Origin of the sequence: Mesorhizobium sp. M5C.F.Ca.IN.020.32.2.1 (assembly GCF_004023105.1) — a bacterium.
Lineage (GTDB): Bacteria > Pseudomonadota > Alphaproteobacteria > Rhizobiales > Rhizobiaceae > Mesorhizobium > Mesorhizobium wenxiniae.
Map to the genome: position 1 here is coordinate 1 of NZ_RZSX01000045.1, position 14,716 is coordinate 14,716.

Sequence of the window (14,716 nt, forward strand, 5' to 3'; positions counted from 1 at the left end):
ACGAGGCTGGTATCGCCAACAAGAGCCGCGAGGCCCAGGCCGGTGAGACGCAGTACCGCATCGACTACAACCGGCGGCCGGAAACCGACATGGAAGTCTGCATGCCGCGCCACACGCTGGAGATCTTTGCGCGCGGACTGGGCGTCTGGGACCGTTTTCCTGAGGCCGACCGCCACCAGCAGCTTCTTCACATGGCGACGCTGCTCGACGACCTTTATCCCACCTTCCGCCTGTTTCTCTATGACGGACGGATGCGCTACTCGATTCCCTACACCATATTCGGGCCCTATCGTGCCGCCATCTATGTCGGCGACATGTATCTGGTGCTGAACGCGACCCAGCCAGTTCGCACGCTGACCAGCCATTTCGACAATCTGATCCGCGCCGCCGACATCAACGCGCATGAGGCGGCCAGCTTCACGCAAAGGCTGGCGGAGATGCGATTTTGACGGCTTGTCTATCGCGCCGACATTGACGCCATATAAAGATTTCTTTATATCCTTATCTCGACAAAGAATCCCCGGAAGGCGTATTTCCAATGACCAATCCAATTGACGCGCTGCTTGCTGAGAAGGGCGTTCTGCTTGCCGATGGCGCCACCGGCACCAATCTGTTCGCCATGGGGCTAGAGGCCGGCGAGGCTCCAGAGTTGCTGAACGAGACGGCGCCGGACACCATCACCAGTCTGCACCAGAACTTCGTCGATGCTGGCGCTGACATCATCCTGACCAACTCCTTCGGCGGCACCCGCCACCGGCTGAAGCTGCACCATGCGCAAGGCCGCGTGCATGCGCTGAACAAGCGCGCCGCCGAGATCGCCCGCGCTGTCGCCGATAGAGCCGGCCGCAAGGTCATCGTGGCGGGCTCGGTCGGCCCGACCGGCGAGTTGCTGGTGCCGCTCGGCGCGATGACCTATGACGAGGCGGTCGAGGCCTTTGCCGAACAGATCGAGGGCCTGAAAGCCGGCGGCGCCGAAGTCGCCTGGATCGAGACCATGTCGGCGCCGGACGAAATCCGCGCCGCAGCCGAAGCCGCGATCCGCGTCGGCTTGCCCTATACCTACACCGGCTCCTTCGACACCGCCGGCCGCACCATGATGGGGCTGTTGCCGAAGGACATCCACGGCGTCGCCGATGGCTTGTCGCAGGCTCCGCTCGGTGTCGGCGCCAACTGCGGCGTCGGCGCCTCCGACATCCTCGCTTCGCTGCTCGACATGACCGAGGCGAAGCCGGAGGCCACGGTGATCGTCAAGGGCAATTGCGGCATTCCGGAATTTCGCGGCGCCGAGATCCATTATTCCGGCACGCCCGAGCTGATGGCCGACTATGTCAGGCTGGCCGTCGATGCCGGCGCAAAGATCGTCGGCGGTTGCTGCGGCACCTCGTTCGCCCACCTCGCCGCAATGCGCAAGGCGCTCGATGCGCATACCCGGTCGGATCGCCCGAGCATCGAAAAAATCGTCGAGCGCATTGGCCCGATGCGCAACAAGCAGGCCACAGTCAACACCGTCGAGACCAGCGAAGCCCGCCGCGAGCGCCGGCGCACCCGCGCCTGACAAATGTTGAAAAATGCCGGTAAGGTTTCCCTGCCGGCCTGCTCACCCGCCCGTGGGTCGGTTTCCACTATCCGAACGATCCCATCTGACGAAAATCGGACGTCATCACCATTACCGTTTACCGCCAAGCGCCGAGGCAAGGCGCACCAGCGAGAGGAACTCGGACCGGTACCCAAACGGGTCGGCTCCCCGGGCGGCGGTGGCAATCTCCATGATCTTGTCATAGCCGAACTTCGCGGTCGCATCCTCGTCGCGCAGCTTCTGGCCGAAGGCAGCGACGGCAATGGAGAACCGCTGGTCGGTGCTGGCCTGGTCGAAATCAGCCACTTCGTTGGCTGATGTCACCGGTGTGGTGATCAGCTTCGAGGCATCCTCGTTCGGCAGCTTGTAGCGGATTTTCACGAAGGCATATTCGTCGGCGTTGGCGACGCCGCCATTGTTCACCGAAGCCTGGCCGTAGCGCAACTGATCGATCTGCTCGCCGCCGCTGCCCTTCGGCGTGATCTCGTAGATCGCGGTGACCGAATGGCCGGAGCCGATCTCGCCGGCATCGACGCGGTCGTTGTTGAAATCCTCGCGATTCAAGGCCCGGGTCTCGTAGCCGATCAGCCGGTATTCCGAGACCTTGTTCGGATTGAACTCGACCTGGATCTTCACGTCCTTGGCGATGGTGAACAATGTCGAGGACGCATCCTCGACCAGCACCTTCTCGGCCTCGGCCAAAGTGTCGATATAGGCGGCGGTGCCGTTGCCGTTCTGGGCGATGGTCTGCATCATCTGATCGTTCAGATTGCCGCGACCGAAACCGAACACCGACAGAAACACCCCGATCTTGCGCTCTTTTTCGATCAACCGCTTCAGATCGTCGTCGTCGGTCTGGCCGACATTGAAATCGCCGTCCGTGGCCAGCATTACGCGATTGATCCCGTCGTTGACGAAGGATTTCTGCGCCAGCCGATAGGCTTCCTTGATGCCCGCCTCGCCGGCCGTGCTGCCGCCGGGCGTCAAAGTGTCGATGGCATTGAGGATCTTGTCTTTCTCCGAAATTTTCGTCGGCTCGAGGACGGTGCCGGCATCACCCGCATAAGTGACGATCGAAACCGTGTCGTCGGGCCTCAGCCTGTTGACCAGAAGCCGGAATGCCGATTGCAAGAGCGGCAGCTTGTCCTGCTCGTTCATCGAGCCCGACACGTCGATCAGAAACACCAGATTGGCTTTGGGCTGCTCGGCCGGCTTGGCGTCGAAACCCTTGATAGCGACATGCATCAGCCTGGTGTGCTCGTTCCACGGCGTCGGCATGACGCTGACGGTCGAGTTGAACGGGGTCGAGGCAGAGTCCGGTCCTTTCCAGTCATAAGGGAAGTAGTTGATCATCTCCTCGACGCGGACTGTGTCGGCTCGCGGCACAATACCTTCCCTGAGCGAACGCCGCACGAAGGAATAGGAAGCGGTGTCGACATCGATCGAAAAGGTCGAGACCGGGTCTTCGAGCGCGGCACGCACCGGATTGCTCTTGAAATCCTCGACGCGGTCGCGATTTTGCTCCGGCAGCGGCATCTGGTCGGCCGGCATAGGCGGTTGTACCATCAGTTTGGACTCGGCTGTTGTGCCGGCCATACCCTTGACCGCTGGGGCGCTTGCGCCGCCGTCCTGTGCGAACTCGCCGCTCGGCGCCGGCGGAGGCGCATTGCTGGTCAGCGCACCTTGCCTTGTCAGGCCGCCGGCGGCAGCCGACTCTGGCTTCGGCAGCGATGCCGGCGCAAGCTCCTCGGCTGCGTCGCGGCTTTCGGCGTCGGCATCGGCTTTCTTCCTGGCCACTGGTTTGTCGGCCAGCGTTTCGGCGATCTTCTCGTCGCCACCGGAATGGAATGGCCGCTCCTGCAGCATGTAGATGGTGGCGTATCCGGCTATCGGTAGGGCGACGAGCCCGGCAATGGCCGGAGTGACGAAGAGTTTCTTTTGCATGATTTCGCTCCAGAGCTTTTGTGCTCGCTCTGTAAGACGAAGCCCTTTCGCCGATCCTTGGGCGGCGGGTGAGGTTTTTTCGTCCAGGTCGTAAGCCCGCATGGCGGCCTCGAAGGCACGCGCCTTCGCGTCGGTACCCGGTGCCGGTGCTGCGATGTCGCGCAGTCTGTTGAGTTCGTTGTCGTCGACCATGATCACACTTCCCCGGCTGAACGCATGAGCGTCTTCAACCGTTTCTTCGCTTCATGGATGTGCCAGGAAACCGTCGTCTCCGAGATGCCTATCGCCTCGGCGGCGGCTGCGTGGCTGAGCCCTTCGCCATAGACCAGCAGCACCGCGTCGCGCTGCTTGTCCGGCAGCATCCGCACCGCCGCCCAAAGCGCCTCGGCCGGATCTTCGGGCTCGGCCGGGGCTTCTCCCGTGATCAGCTCGTAAGCTCCGTAGGCTTCGATCTTGATCGTCTCGCGGACCGTCTTGCGCATCACGTCGCGTGCCGCATTCAGCGTCATGGTGTAGAGCCAGGTGGTGAAGGCGCCGCTGCCATGATAGTCGCGGATCGCCCGGCCGAGCCGGACGCAGACTTCCTGGGCGATATCCTCGGCGTCGGCCTTCTTCCCGCACCAGCGATATGCGGCGCGATAGACGAATTCATAGTGCCTTTCGAGCAATTTGCCGAAAGCCCGCCTGTCTCCGCCCTTCGCCCGCCCGATCAACTCGGCGTCGGAGGCTTCGCTTTCATCCAGCATCATCGCCATCATTTGCCTGTTGGACGAAGGCTAGTGGCGGTTCCTTGGGGTGGTGGAAAGAAAAGGACAAACCGCCTTCGAGAACACCAACCACGGGTGCTCCTCACTCTCCGGGACAGACCAGGCGCACGGTGACCGTGTGCTTGCCGCTGACCGACATGCCGCCCTGTGTCACGATCTTGGCAAACGGCATCGTGCTGACATCTTGCGAGATGTCCGCCTCGCTCGCAAAGCGTTCTGCTGCAAACACCTCGCCGCTGCCGACTTCGCCTTGAGGACGCATCGACATGCCGTAGCCGCCCATGCAGCGAAGCTTTACGTCGCCGGGCCTGCCTTTCGACTTGCTCTTGAGGCTCATAACAAAGCCATCCGTATCCAGAGCCATATCGATGTCGTCGTTGAGTTGCCCGCTCGATTTGCACGTCATGCCGCCAATCTTCGCGTTCTTGATCTTGCCGGATTGTTTGCCCTTTCCATTCACCGTCCAACTGTCCGACCCCGGCGAGCTCTTGCCCTCCATCTGGATCGACGGGATCACAAAGGAATAGGTGACATCGAACTGTGGACCCTTGATGCGGGGTTCCATCTTCGCTGCCACGGTGATTGTCCCCTCATCCACGATGCGCTTGAGCTGCGCCCGCATGGCGTTGGCCTGCTCCCGATAGCGTTCGGCTTCTTCGGCGGCGATCTGACTGGGCAACCTGTCCCAATAGACCGCAGCGGTTTCCCTTGCGCATCTCTCCCTGTGCGCGGCCTCGTGAGCCAACGTGATGTCCGCGATTTCCTTGCACTGCGAGCCGGCGCGCAGTGCCTCTAGATCGGCCGGCTTCTGCTCGCAGCTGCCAAACTTCATGTCCACCGTCAAAGGACCCGAGTAGCCGTAGGCCGGGTTGTGAGGAAGCTTGAACGTGCGCATGACGTCGGCGCGCGCCCTGGACGATCGGTCCTGGATGTTAACGTCTGAATCGGGATGGATCGGGTTCTTGTGCGCCTCGATCAGCGGATCCTCGACCGCCTTGAGCTTCGCCGCCATATCGGCGAAGAACATCGCCTCATACTCGGCGTTCTTCAGTTCTTCCTGAACGCTGCGCAGGTTGCGGCAGGAACATTTTGCTTGATCGGCAAAGGCTGGCTGGACCATCGCACTGGTCAACAGGCAAAGGCCTAGAATCTTGCTCCTGAGCGAAACCCGCATCATGCCCCCTTGATCAAACGACTGCCGCCGGTATTCAGGAGCTATGTTTCGAGACTATGTCGCCGGCCCCGACGAGCTAGCCCAACGTTTCACTGAACAGCGTCGCCAATCGCTTCAAGTGGCGCTCGGCGCCCGTTGCGTCGAAGGCGCTGTGGTCCGGCACGCACCAGCCATGCGCCATGCCGGCATAGTTCTCGATGACATGGTCGACTTCAGCCGTGCGCAGCGCTTCGGCCAGCCGTGCCGACTGCTCCGGCGGAAAACTTCTGTCAACACCCGCCGTGCCGACATAGACCCGCGCCTTGATCGACGTAGCGTTTCGGTGCGGGCTGTCGGCGGCATCGCTCGCCAGATTGCCGCCATGGAAACTAGCCGCGGCAACGATCCGGCCGGGATAGGTCGCGGCGGCGCTCAGCGCCCGCGCTCCGCCCATGCAATAGCCGACGGTGCCGACCGGTCCGGTAACGCCTTCGGCATCGAGCGCATCGAGGAAAGCGCCGCTGTCGCGGATGGTCATGTCCTGTGTCGTGCCGCTGAGGAGACCCGTGATGACGGCTTTGCGCTTCTCGTCGCTGAAGGCGGTCTTGGCCTCGAAAGGGCCGTAGGGCGCGTTGCGGTAGAAAAGGTCCGGGACCAATACCGCGTAATTATCGCCTGCAAGCCGTTCCGCCATCTGGTCGAGCGCCGGCCGCGGGCCAAAAGCGTCCATATAGAGGATGATTGCGGCCTTGGCCGAGGCCGCCGAGCGGAACAGCCCGGCTTTTGCCAAGCCGTCGCTGGTCTTGATCTGAATGTCCCGCTTCGCCATCACCCACTCCTTCTGATTGTCGCGCGATCAATATCCACGCAGGCCAACAGGGCAAGTCGCAATGAGGCAACCTCTTTCAAGATTGCGTGCGGCATTTGGCGAGCTACCGACCCGCGAACGCCGCCATGTGAAAGGCCTGGACCTCTGGGGGATAGCGATAGGCAGTGCCATAGGGGCAGGCGTTGCGGTCGAGACAGCCGCCGGTGCGGCAAGGCGTGCCGTTTTGCCCACGCACATGCGCCAGACAAGTTTCATACGCGAAACCATCTGCAGAATACGCGTCGACGGGACAGGATTTCAGGCAAGGTTTGTCGACACATGTGTCACAAAGGTGAATCACGCCGCGGGGTTCGTGAAGCGCTATTTCGTCCTCGAACAGCAGCGCGCCGCGATAGGCGTGCCAGAGCCCGTATTGCGGATGCATGAGGATGCCGAGCGGCGACGGCTGCAAGCCCTCCGCCCGCATCGCCCATTGCTGGAACGGCAGATACGGTCTGTCGGACGGTGACACGGCACGCGCGCCGAAGTCGTTCGCCACCCCGCCGATCACTTCGCGAGACCATGTATCGAGCGGATTGGCGACGGCCTGTGATTGGCTTTCTTTCCAGCGCAGGAAATGCGGCCATGGCGCGGCGCCCGCCTGCCCCACCAGCAGCACGGATCTGGCGGCACCGCCAGAGAGGCCGGAAGGCGTTTCCTCGCCGCCTGCAAAATTGAAACCGCCGCGCAAGGTGAGACCGTGAGCGCAAAGCGCTGCCGCGATGGTTTCGATCATGCTGCGCGCGAGGATCATCCCTTCCTGTCCGGGTCGGAGAAGGCGCTCCGCCAGACTTCCTTATGGATGATGTTGGCGACTTTAGCCCCGCCTGACTCGGGCTCCTTTCAGGTGAAGGCGTCAGCCATCGACGCTTTCTTCCTGGCGATGAACTCCTTCAGCCCATCGTCGATACCCTGATCGAGATGCGGCGCCTCGTAGCTTTCCAGCCAGCGGCGGGCGAGTTCGTTGGCGCGCTGCGGTGCGGTTTTTTCGCCCTCGGCCAGCCACTGCTCGTAGGAATTGTTGTCGGCGATGTTGGAACGGTAGAAGGCGGTCTGGAAATTGGCCTGGGTGTGGTCGCAGCCGAGATAGTGGCTGCCGGGACCCACCTGGCGGATCGCGTCCATCGCCTGGCCGTTCTCCGACAGGTCGACACCTTCGGAGAGTTTCTGCGTCATGCCGAGCTGGTCGATGTCCATCATGAATTTTTCGTAGCAGGAGGCGAGTCCGCCTTCGAGCCAGCCGGCCGAATGCAGCACGAAATTGGTGCCGGCGAGAATCGTCGAGTTCAGCGTGTTGGCGCTTTCATAGGCCGCCTGCGCGTCCGGGATCTTCGAAGCGCAGAGCGAGCCGCCGGTGCGGAACGGCAGGCCGAGCCGGCGCGCGAGCTGCGCCGCGCCATAGGAAACCAGCGACGGCTCCGGCGTGCCGAAGGTCGGCGCGCCCGACTGCATCGAGATCGACGAGGCGAAGGTGCCGAACAGCACCGGCGCGCCCGGCCGGATCAGCTGCGTGAACGACGCGCCGGCCAGCACTTCGGCCAGAACCTGGGTCAGCGTGCCGGCGACCGTCACCGGGCTCATCGCGCCGGCAAGAATGAACGGCGTGACGATGCAGGCCTGGTTGTGACGCGAATAGACTTTCAGCGCACCCAGCATGGTCTCGTCGAACACCATCGGCGAATTGGCGTTGATCAGGCTGGTCAGCACCGTGTTGTTCTCGACGAAATCGTCGCCGAACACGATCTTGGCCATCGCCACCGTGTCTTCGGCGCGCTCCGGCGCGGTGACCGAGCCCATGAACGGCTTGTCCGAATATTTGATGTGGCTGTAGACCATGTCGAGATGGCGTTTATTGACCGGCACGTCGACCGGCTCGCACACAGTGCCGCCCGAATGGTGTATCGACGGCGCCATATAGGCGAGCTTCACGAAATTCCGGAAATCCTCGATCGTCGCATAACGCCTGACGCCATCGAGGTCGCGCACGAAGGGCGGGCCGTAGACCGGCGCGAAGACGGTGGCGTTGCCGCCGATCTGCACCGAACGTTCGGCATTGCGGGCATGCTGGGTATAGACGGACGGCGCGGTTTTCAAAAGTGAGCGGCAGAGGCCCTTCGGGAAATGCACGCGCTCGCCTTTGACGTCGGCGCCGGCCTCTTTCCACAGCTGCAGCGCCTCGGCGTCGTCGCGAAAGATGATGCCGATCTCCTCGAGTACCGTGTCGGTGTTCTTCTCGATCAGCGCCAGCCCTTCCTCGTCCAGCACCTCATAGACGTTGATCCTGCGCTTGATGTAGGTGAGCTGGGTGCCGGGGCCGCCACCCGAGCGCGCTGCCCGGCGGGCAGCGGCACCACCGCTGGCGGCGCGTCCGCGCCGCGCGTTTGACGCTTCCTGGTCGACCGGCGCGTTCTCACTCATGATCGTTCTTCCCTGACTTTTGTTCTGGCCTGATTATTACGGCCGCATATCGCGGCTTCTGGCCGGATCGTAGCCATGCACCCTATTCGAAACGGCCCGCCAGCGCCAACGCCTGTCGCAAAATCGACAAGAATTCCAATAGATTTGCAGTCGCTTTCCTTTTGCGGGAAGTCGCAAATCAGCTATGGACGCAAGCCTGTAGCGGGTTAGGTATTGACGTGATATTGGGGCCCCGCAACTGTATCCGTGCGGCAAGGAGCTGGATTAAAAATGGCCGACGACGAGATCATCCTTTCCGAGCTTTCCGACGACGAGCTCGTGCAGCAGATGCACGACGACCTTTATGACGGGCTGAAGGAAGAGATCGAGGAAGGCACCAACATCCTTCTCGAGCGCGGCTGGGCGCCCTACAAGGTGCTGACCGAGGCACTGGTCGAAGGCATGCGCATCGTCGGCGAGGATTTTCGCGACGGCATCCTGTTCGTGCCGGAAGTGCTGTTGTCCGCCAACGCGATGAAGGCGGGAATGGCCATCCTGCGTCCGCTGCTTGCCGCCACCGGCGCGCCGAAGCAGGGCAAGATGGTGATCGGCACCGTCAAGGGCGACATCCACGACATCGGCAAGAATCTTGTCGGCATGATGATGGAAGGCGCCGGCTTCGACGTCATCGACCTCGGCATCAACAATGCGGTGGAAAAATATCTCGACGCCATCGAACAGCACCAGCCTGACATCATCGGCATGTCGGCGCTGCTGACGACGACCATGCCCTATATGAAGGTCGTCATCGACACGATGAAGGAAAAGGGCATCCGCGACGACTATGTCGTGCTGGTCGGCGGCGCGCCACTCAACGAGGAATTCGGCAAAGCCGTCGGCGCCGACGCCTATTGCCGCGACGCGGCCGTGGCGGTCGAGACCGCCAAGGACTTCATGAAGCGCAAGCACAACGTCCGCGCGTCGGCCTGAGCTTTTTAGCCAATTTCCCGAGGGACTGGCGCGGTGCCCCTCGGCGCCTTTGTCCCATTGACCTCGGCGGCAAGCTCGCCACTGGATTTCTCGATCAGCATAGGCATTGCCGTCGGCATGGCGCCGGCCGGCTAGCTATTGGACGCACGGTACTTCCGCGATCACGCCATGCCCACGGTCCCAGCCTCTGTCAGCTAATTCGTGCGGCAGACCCCAACGCCGCCTGGCCGGCGCCCTACAAGGCAATCTATCCCAACGCCCCCCCAAATCGGCGCCGGCCGTCCCTAATCTGGCCACATCGGACCGACAAGGAGAAGCCCGCGCTCCTCCTCCGAGCGGGCCAATCGGGTCCAATCTGCAGTGGGGGCTAAGCGCCGGGATAGGCCCGGCTCCCGGCGAACGGACCCAGTTGCCCGCTGGTTAGGCCCGGCGGCCCGCTGGTCACCCCCGATTGGCTGTCGGGCTGTTCTACTTGCCCCCGTTTGTGGCCAGACGTTCGACAAGCGGGATCTTGGCGAGGTGCTGCTCCTCGACCATGAGCCGCTGCCGACCGAGCAATAGATTCCGTCAGCCTCTCGACATGGCGGCAAAATGCGGCTGCTCATCGTCCGCTGGCCTGCCGTTGAGCAGTTTGAGCGCCCCCAATGTCCGGCATGAGGAACATACTGACGAGCAGTGTTCGTTCGAATGATGCTATTCCGTTGCCTTGAGCGCAAGTATTGGTCAGCCAGCACAGCGCCTCCTCTTAAGCTCGCTGGTGGTCAAGGCCCAGCGGCCTCCAGCTGCCAGTCCCCCTCGCAACCAAGCCGCTGGGCCGGCCCCGCTAGAGCGAAGAGCGTTGTCCCGCACATTAGCAACATCTTGACCAAGCCCTAGCGCGCTCCAGACTCAAATTTCATGGCGCGGGGCATAGGGGTATTGGTGACGTGGAGGCGATCACCACTACAGTGCGAAAGCGGGTCCGCGAGAACCAGGCGGGTGGAGAAATACCGGCCCCAGAAGCGCAACAAGCCGCTGCGTGCTTGGTGGCCAGCATAGAGTCCAAGAGAACATCCGCAGCGCCTGGGCCGCCGTCAAACTGGTTCGCATAACTATTGAACAAACCCGCCCAGCCGGGGTGTTGCCGAGCGAGGAAGCAGTTTGTGCTATTCGGTTCCGAGCCTGTCCATGAAGGCGAAGCCCTTGCCAAAGCCATCATTGAGACGGTTGAAAGGCTGGCCCGATGATTCGCCTTGAGTCAGTGCCGCGACAAGCAGCGAGCAATCGAGCTCCTCCGGAAACGATACCTTCAGGTCACCCTGAGTTGCCATACGAAGCGATTTCAATCTTGCCGTCTTTGCGGCGCGTTCGGCGCACTCGGCCTCAGCGATTACCTTCGCGGAGCGCCTAATTGTGCTATTTCCCAGCCAACACATCTATTCGATCCAGCAGAATTCCGATGCGCCGGTCATGCCCTGACTCTTTGAGATTGTCGCCGTTCATTGTGATGAAGTCGGCTTCGATCGGTGGGGTTAAAACCTGCACTCCCGCCATGAGGCGCGGGCGGATCGGCTTTAGAATAGCCGTTGGCTTGGCGCGCGCCACCTAAAGCCGACCTTGGCCGCGTCTGGACTCCAATCGGCAACAAACGCGTTGAAGGCGAGTCACGGGCTAAAAAATGCGGAAGGCAGTCGTCTCTCTGGGGGTGCTGACAGTTCTAGCGGCGGGGGCGATTGGCGGGTTGCTGATTACGTCGACCGCAGTTCTCTACCACGACGAAAAGGATCCAATCGACGGGTTCATCTGCCATTATTTCACGGGCGTGGGGACATTCACGACGCCAAGCTATGCGGTGACTGGCTGCCCGCAGTTTATCAGAATTGGGTTTTAGGCGGCTCTAGTCCCTCGTTCGAATGATGCTATTGCATTAGCTCCCGCGCATTTTGCTGGACCGACGTCGACACGTCGGGTCTAAAAGGGGAATTCCATGGACACACTCATGACGACGGCCCGGCAGTTTTGCCAAGACGATTCAGGCGCTGCCATGGTCGAATATTCGATCCTTGTCGGCATCATTGCCGCAGCAGCGATACTTGCGATCCTAGCGATTGGTGGCTGGGTCACCGGGCGTTTTACCGGCCTGTGCGCCGCGTTGGAAGCCTCGCCGCTCGGCACCTGCAACGAGGGAACGGGCGTCGGAACCTGACACGCTAAAACCCAGCGCTCTTACTGCCTGAGAAGGGTCGGCGTTCGTCGCGCCGGCCCCTTTTTACGAATTTCTGTACGACACCGCCACCCAGGCCTATACTCTGTTAGGTGTTTGTTGCATTAACGCCAGTTGCATGGCCGCAACCATTGCGCATGCTGCCAGCCACTCGACTGGCCTTCGGCATCCAGTGTCACGCCAAAGAACGACACCGTTAGTAGACGGCTTAACCTCGCTGGCTGCCGCGATGACAGCCTCCGGCACTAGCGGCTAGAGTGCTTATGGTAGGATCGGGCGGGTTGAAGCGCCTATTCTGATTCTTTCGCCTCTTCTTTTTTCAGGATCGGCGTTTCGGCAGTTGTCGGCGTATTCGCGACGCTTGCGACTTTGGTCTGCTGATCTACGCTTGCAGCTTTGGTTTGCTGATCTACGGAAGCCGTCGTTTTAGTGTGGCCAACACATTCCGCTGCGGCGCCGGACACCGAAAGGCCCAGAGCGGCGACAACTAAGAGAGCGGTCCTCATCCTATGGCTCCTAGCTTCGTTGTTGAGGGTACAGGGAAGATTAACGGCATATCCCCCGCTCGAAAAGTCAACTTTTCGTGCCCGCCCCAACGAAAATAACTGCAATAGGCGGACACGACGTCCGCGCTTCGGCCTCGTCTGGGCGAATTCGGCATGGACCATAATACGATCCGCGCCTTGCAGCACGACTTTCTCGTTCCCAGATGTTACAAGGACTTAATACGCATCGCTTGAACTATCTTGAGAGCAATGCGCTTTGGCGAGACTGCGGATCAGGGGTTCTCGACCGTGTCCTCAACCGCGTTGGCTGTCGATTTGACGTCCCTGCCGACGCCACGGACGGTGTTGGCGCAGGCCGAAAGTGCCAGGGCGCAAGCGAGAATGGCGATCGGAGCAATGCGTAGCGGTTTCATGAATGGTATCTCCCTCAACAGATAGATTCGTGGGACAGCAACGAAAATCGGTTAGACTGGTTCCATGAGCATTGCGCGAAAGCTAAAACCAGATCAACGCGACAGGCTGCTTGTCATCGCCTGCGGGATGATTGCGCGCGAAGTTCTGGCCGTCAAGGAGCAGTTGGGGCTCGACCATCTCGACCTGACCTGCCTGCCGGCGGAATTCCATTTCTACCCGGACCGCATCGCGCCAGCCATGGACAAGGCAATCGAAAAGGCCAAGGCAGACGGCTACAGTAACATCTTCGTCGGCTACGCTGATTGCGGCACCGGCGGCCTGCTTGACCGTGTCTGCGAGAAGCATGGCGTCGAGCGCATGGCCGGGCCGCACTGCTTTGCCTTCTACCAGGGCATGGAGTCCTATGCTAAGGTCGCCGACGACGACATGATGTCGTTCTACATGACCGATTTCCTGTGCCGGCAGTTCGACGCCTTCTTCATGAAGCCGCTCGGCCTCGACAGGCATCCCGAGCTGATCAAGGACTATTTCGGCAATTACGAGAAGCTGGTCTATATCGCCCAGACCGACGACCCGGAACTCGACAAGGTCGCCGAGAAGGCCGCAAGAATGCTCGGCCTCGCCTATGAGCGCCGCTCGACCGGCTATGGCGACCTGACGACGGAGCTGGCCAGCGCGGCGGCACAAGCCTGACGGTTCGATCAGGCGGCCCCTTCGTCCGCTTCGAGCCCGGCAAGCACAGCGGCAAAGCTCGTCTTGCAGACGAAGCCCAGCCTGTCCCGCGCCCGCGAGGCGTCGTAGACGCGGTCGATCGAGGAAAACATCGTCCAGCCTTTTCGCGCATAGAGCGCCGGAAACTCCGGAAAATAGCGCGCGACGACGGACGGTGCGTCGGCGATCAATGCCTCGCAATCATCAGGCCGGAACGGCGTTGGCGCCGAGACGATGAAGATGTCGAAGCCCAGTCGTGGCGCCTTCTCCAGCGCCGCGACATGGGCCTCGGCGGCATCTTCCACGGTCAGCCGGCGGAACAACAGCTCATTGGCCTTGGTGTTGGCGTCCGACTGCTCGATCGCATGCGCCATGTCGTCTGCCTCAGGAAAGAACCGCGCAGTGCGCAGCACGATCACCGGCAGTCCGGACTGGGCGTGATAGAGGCGGCAAAGATGCCCGGCCGAAAGCTTGGTTACGCCGTAGATGTTGCGCGGCTCGGGCGACACGTCTTCCGTCAGCCAGGCGGCCTTGCGCGTACCGCCGGTCAAGCCTGCGCGTATGGCTTTCGAGATCATCAGCGAGGTCGTCGACGTGAAGACGAAGCGCTGAACGCCTGATACCACCGCCGCGTCGAGCAGGTTGAGCGTGCCGCGCACATTCGGCTCGATGAAATCCTCATTACGTTGGTGTTCGATGTCAGGCTTGTGCAGCGCGCCGCTGTGGATGATCGCCTCGATGCGGTTTTCCCTGATCGTCCGCATCACCAGATCACGGTCGGCGACCGAGCCGATCACCTGCGTTTGCGCCGACGGGGCGGGATCGAGACCGATGACGCCATGGCCAAGAGCCCGCAGGCGCGGCGCTAGCGCGCTGCCCAGCCACCCTGACGATCCCGTAAGCAAGATCCGCATCGGCGAAACCACGATTTTTAAGCTGATCGCTGTTAAGCACGGATGACATGTCACCGCGAACGGGTAAGTTGTATGCCAAACGAGAAAACAGGCTGTTCCAGCTTTCGACCAGGAAACGCACCGATGATCGCTCGCCTCCTGATTGCCGCAGGCGTTGTCTGCTTCGCCCCGCCCGCGCTCGCCGATGGCGAGGTGCAGAAGCTGATCACGCCCGCCGACAAGGTGCGGCTCGACAAATATGACGAGACGCGCAAGGCAGCCCTTGACGAAGCC

The 14,716-nt window shown here is 61.5% G+C and carries 17 protein-coding genes and 2 pseudogenes; 8 read left to right on the plus strand and 11 right to left on the minus strand.

All coding sequences use genetic code 11. The annotated features are described in order from the left end of the window. Together EOA86_RS03885 and bmt are read left to right on the plus strand one after the other, a co-directional pair. Positions 1-449 (plus strand): annotated as a pseudogene (locus EOA86_RS03885) (transcriptional regulator); the annotation flags it as partial. Between the two features lie 89 nt (positions 450-538). Continuing rightward, positions 539-1,555: a betaine--homocysteine S-methyltransferase gene (gene bmt / locus EOA86_RS03890; RefSeq protein ID WP_127210766.1), complete on the plus strand. Its 1,017-nt coding sequence runs from the start codon at positions 539-541 to the stop codon at positions 1,553-1,555. A 111-nt stretch (positions 1,556-1,666) separates the two neighbouring features. On the opposite strand, the gene EOA86_RS03895 is transcribed toward bmt, so the two are convergent. From EOA86_RS03895 to EOA86_RS03905, 3 genes are all read right to left on the minus strand, one after another. Further along, a complete protein-coding gene (locus tag EOA86_RS03895) occupies positions 1,667-3,712 on the minus strand; it encodes a VWA domain-containing protein (RefSeq protein ID WP_128340762.1) in 2,046 nt (681 codons plus the stop codon). A 2-nt stretch (positions 3,713-3,714) separates the two neighbouring features. Further along, entirely contained in the window at positions 3,715-4,275 is a 561-nt protein-coding gene (locus EOA86_RS03900) for an RNA polymerase sigma factor (protein WP_127210769.1), read from the minus strand. A gap of 94 nt (positions 4,276-4,369) precedes the next feature. Beyond that, on the minus strand, positions 4,370-5,182 hold the full coding sequence (locus EOA86_RS03905; RefSeq protein WP_128340763.1) for a hypothetical protein: 813 nt from the start codon (positions 5,180-5,182) through the stop codon (positions 4,370-4,372). Between the two features lie 69 nt (positions 5,183-5,251). On the opposite strand from EOA86_RS03905, the gene EOA86_RS03910 reads away from it, so the two are divergent. After that, positions 5,252-5,434, plus strand: coding sequence for a hypothetical protein (locus EOA86_RS03910; RefSeq protein WP_127212230.1), 183 nt, complete (start codon positions 5,252-5,254; stop codon positions 5,432-5,434). A 103-nt stretch (positions 5,435-5,537) separates the two neighbouring features. On the opposite strand, the gene EOA86_RS03915 is transcribed toward EOA86_RS03910, so the two are convergent. The 3 genes from EOA86_RS03915 to EOA86_RS03925 all read right to left on the minus strand — a co-directional run bounded on the left by EOA86_RS03915 (position 5,538) and on the right by EOA86_RS03925 (position 8,726). Continuing rightward, positions 5,538-6,269 carry a dienelactone hydrolase family protein gene (locus tag EOA86_RS03915; protein WP_128340764.1) on the minus strand — a complete coding sequence of 244 codons (732 nt, stop codon included), beginning with the start codon at positions 6,267-6,269 and terminating at the stop codon, positions 5,538-5,540. 103 nt (positions 6,270-6,372) lie between these two features. Then, a complete protein-coding gene (locus EOA86_RS03920; RefSeq protein WP_128340765.1) occupies positions 6,373-7,062 on the minus strand; it encodes a 4Fe-4S dicluster domain-containing protein in 690 nt (229 codons plus the stop codon). An 89-nt stretch (positions 7,063-7,151) separates the two neighbouring features. Continuing rightward, entirely contained in the window at positions 7,152-8,726 is a 1,575-nt protein-coding gene (locus EOA86_RS03925) for a trimethylamine methyltransferase family protein (protein WP_128340766.1), read from the minus strand. Positions 8,727-8,996: 270 nt separating this feature from the next. On the opposite strand from EOA86_RS03925, the gene EOA86_RS03930 reads away from it, so the two are divergent. Beyond that, a complete protein-coding gene (locus tag EOA86_RS03930) occupies positions 8,997-9,695 on the plus strand; it encodes a B12-binding domain-containing protein (RefSeq protein WP_065012246.1) in 699 nt (232 codons plus the stop codon). Between the two features lie 1,145 nt (positions 9,696-10,840). Here EOA86_RS03930 and EOA86_RS38410 read toward each other — a convergent pair. Further along, complete coding sequence (locus EOA86_RS38410) at positions 10,841-11,005, minus strand: hypothetical protein (RefSeq protein ID WP_156768590.1); 165 nt, start codon at positions 11,003-11,005, stop codon at positions 10,841-10,843. A gap of 85 nt (positions 11,006-11,090) precedes the next feature. After that, complete coding sequence (locus EOA86_RS03940) at positions 11,091-11,279, minus strand: hypothetical protein (RefSeq protein ID WP_127212451.1); 189 nt, start codon at positions 11,277-11,279, stop codon at positions 11,091-11,093. Positions 11,280-11,352: 73 nt separating this feature from the next. Between EOA86_RS03940 and EOA86_RS39250 the strand changes: the two genes are divergently transcribed. Beyond that, on the plus strand, positions 11,353-11,565 hold the full coding sequence (locus EOA86_RS39250; protein ID WP_128340767.1) for a hypothetical protein: 213 nt from the start codon (positions 11,353-11,355) through the stop codon (positions 11,563-11,565). A gap of 96 nt (positions 11,566-11,661) precedes the next feature. Further along, on the plus strand, positions 11,662-11,880 hold the full coding sequence (locus EOA86_RS03950; protein ID WP_029351922.1) for a Flp family type IVb pilin: 219 nt from the start codon (positions 11,662-11,664) through the stop codon (positions 11,878-11,880). A gap of 308 nt (positions 11,881-12,188) precedes the next feature. Here the strand turns inward: EOA86_RS03950 and EOA86_RS03955 are convergent, their stop codons facing one another. After that, the gene (locus EOA86_RS03955; protein ID WP_065012348.1) at positions 12,189-12,404 is read right to left on the minus strand and encodes a hypothetical protein; all 216 of its coding nucleotides are present in this window, start codon (positions 12,402-12,404) and stop codon (positions 12,189-12,191) included. A 272-nt stretch (positions 12,405-12,676) separates the two neighbouring features. After that, on the minus strand, positions 12,677-12,817 hold the full coding sequence (locus EOA86_RS03960) for an entericidin A/B family lipoprotein (RefSeq protein ID WP_023798937.1): 141 nt from the start codon (positions 12,815-12,817) through the stop codon (positions 12,677-12,679). 64 nt (positions 12,818-12,881) lie between these two features. Between EOA86_RS03960 and EOA86_RS03965 the strand changes: the two genes are divergently transcribed. Then, the gene (locus EOA86_RS03965; RefSeq protein WP_128340768.1) at positions 12,882-13,511 is read left to right on the plus strand and encodes a DUF1638 domain-containing protein; all 630 of its coding nucleotides are present in this window, start codon (positions 12,882-12,884) and stop codon (positions 13,509-13,511) included. 8 nt (positions 13,512-13,519) lie between these two features. On the opposite strand, the gene EOA86_RS03970 is transcribed toward EOA86_RS03965, so the two are convergent. Then, a complete protein-coding gene (locus EOA86_RS03970) occupies positions 13,520-14,443 on the minus strand; it encodes an NAD(P)-dependent oxidoreductase (protein ID WP_128340769.1) in 924 nt (307 codons plus the stop codon). Positions 14,444-14,566: 123 nt separating this feature from the next. On the opposite strand from EOA86_RS03970, the pseudogene EOA86_RS41415 reads away from it, so the two are divergent. Then, a pseudogene (locus EOA86_RS41415) lies at positions 14,567-14,716 on the plus strand (DUF4893 domain-containing protein); the annotation flags it as partial.

Coding starts and splice junctions, on each gene's coding strand:
- bmt (WP_127210766.1), top strand. CDS start 539: ATGACCAATCCAATTGACGCGCTGCTTGCTGAGAAGGGCGTTCTGCTT.
- EOA86_RS03895 (WP_128340762.1), bottom strand. CDS start 3,712: ATGGTCGACGACAACGAACTCAACAGACTGCGCGACATCGCAGCACCG.
- EOA86_RS03900 (WP_127210769.1), bottom strand. CDS start 4,275: ATGGCGATGATGCTGGATGAAAGCGAAGCCTCCGACGCCGAGTTGATC.
- EOA86_RS03905 (WP_128340763.1), bottom strand. CDS start 5,182: ATGCGCACGTTCAAGCTTCCTCACAACCCGGCCTACGGCTACTCGGGT.
- EOA86_RS03915 (WP_128340764.1), bottom strand. CDS start 6,269: ATGGCGAAGCGGGACATTCAGATCAAGACCAGCGACGGCTTGGCAAAA.
- EOA86_RS03920 (WP_128340765.1), bottom strand. CDS start 7,062: ATGATCCTCGCGCGCAGCATGATCGAAACCATCGCGGCAGCGCTTTGC.
- EOA86_RS03925 (WP_128340766.1), bottom strand. CDS start 8,726: ATGAGTGAGAACGCGCCGGTCGACCAGGAAGCGTCAAACGCGCGGCGC.
- EOA86_RS03930 (WP_065012246.1), top strand. CDS start 8,997: ATGGCCGACGACGAGATCATCCTTTCCGAGCTTTCCGACGACGAGCTC.
- EOA86_RS38410 (WP_156768590.1), bottom strand. CDS start 11,005: ATGGCAACTCAGGGTGACCTGAAGGTATCGTTTCCGGAGGAGCTCGAT.
- EOA86_RS39250 (WP_128340767.1), top strand. CDS start 11,353: ATGCGGAAGGCAGTCGTCTCTCTGGGGGTGCTGACAGTTCTAGCGGCG.
- EOA86_RS03950 (WP_029351922.1), top strand. CDS start 11,662: ATGGACACACTCATGACGACGGCCCGGCAGTTTTGCCAAGACGATTCA.
- EOA86_RS03955 (WP_065012348.1), bottom strand. CDS start 12,404: ATGAGGACCGCTCTCTTAGTTGTCGCCGCTCTGGGCCTTTCGGTGTCC.
- EOA86_RS03960 (WP_023798937.1), bottom strand. CDS start 12,817: ATGAAACCGCTACGCATTGCTCCGATCGCCATTCTCGCTTGCGCCCTG.
- EOA86_RS03965 (WP_128340768.1), top strand. CDS start 12,882: ATGAGCATTGCGCGAAAGCTAAAACCAGATCAACGCGACAGGCTGCTT.
- EOA86_RS03970 (WP_128340769.1), bottom strand. CDS start 14,443: ATGCGGATCTTGCTTACGGGATCGTCAGGGTGGCTGGGCAGCGCGCTA.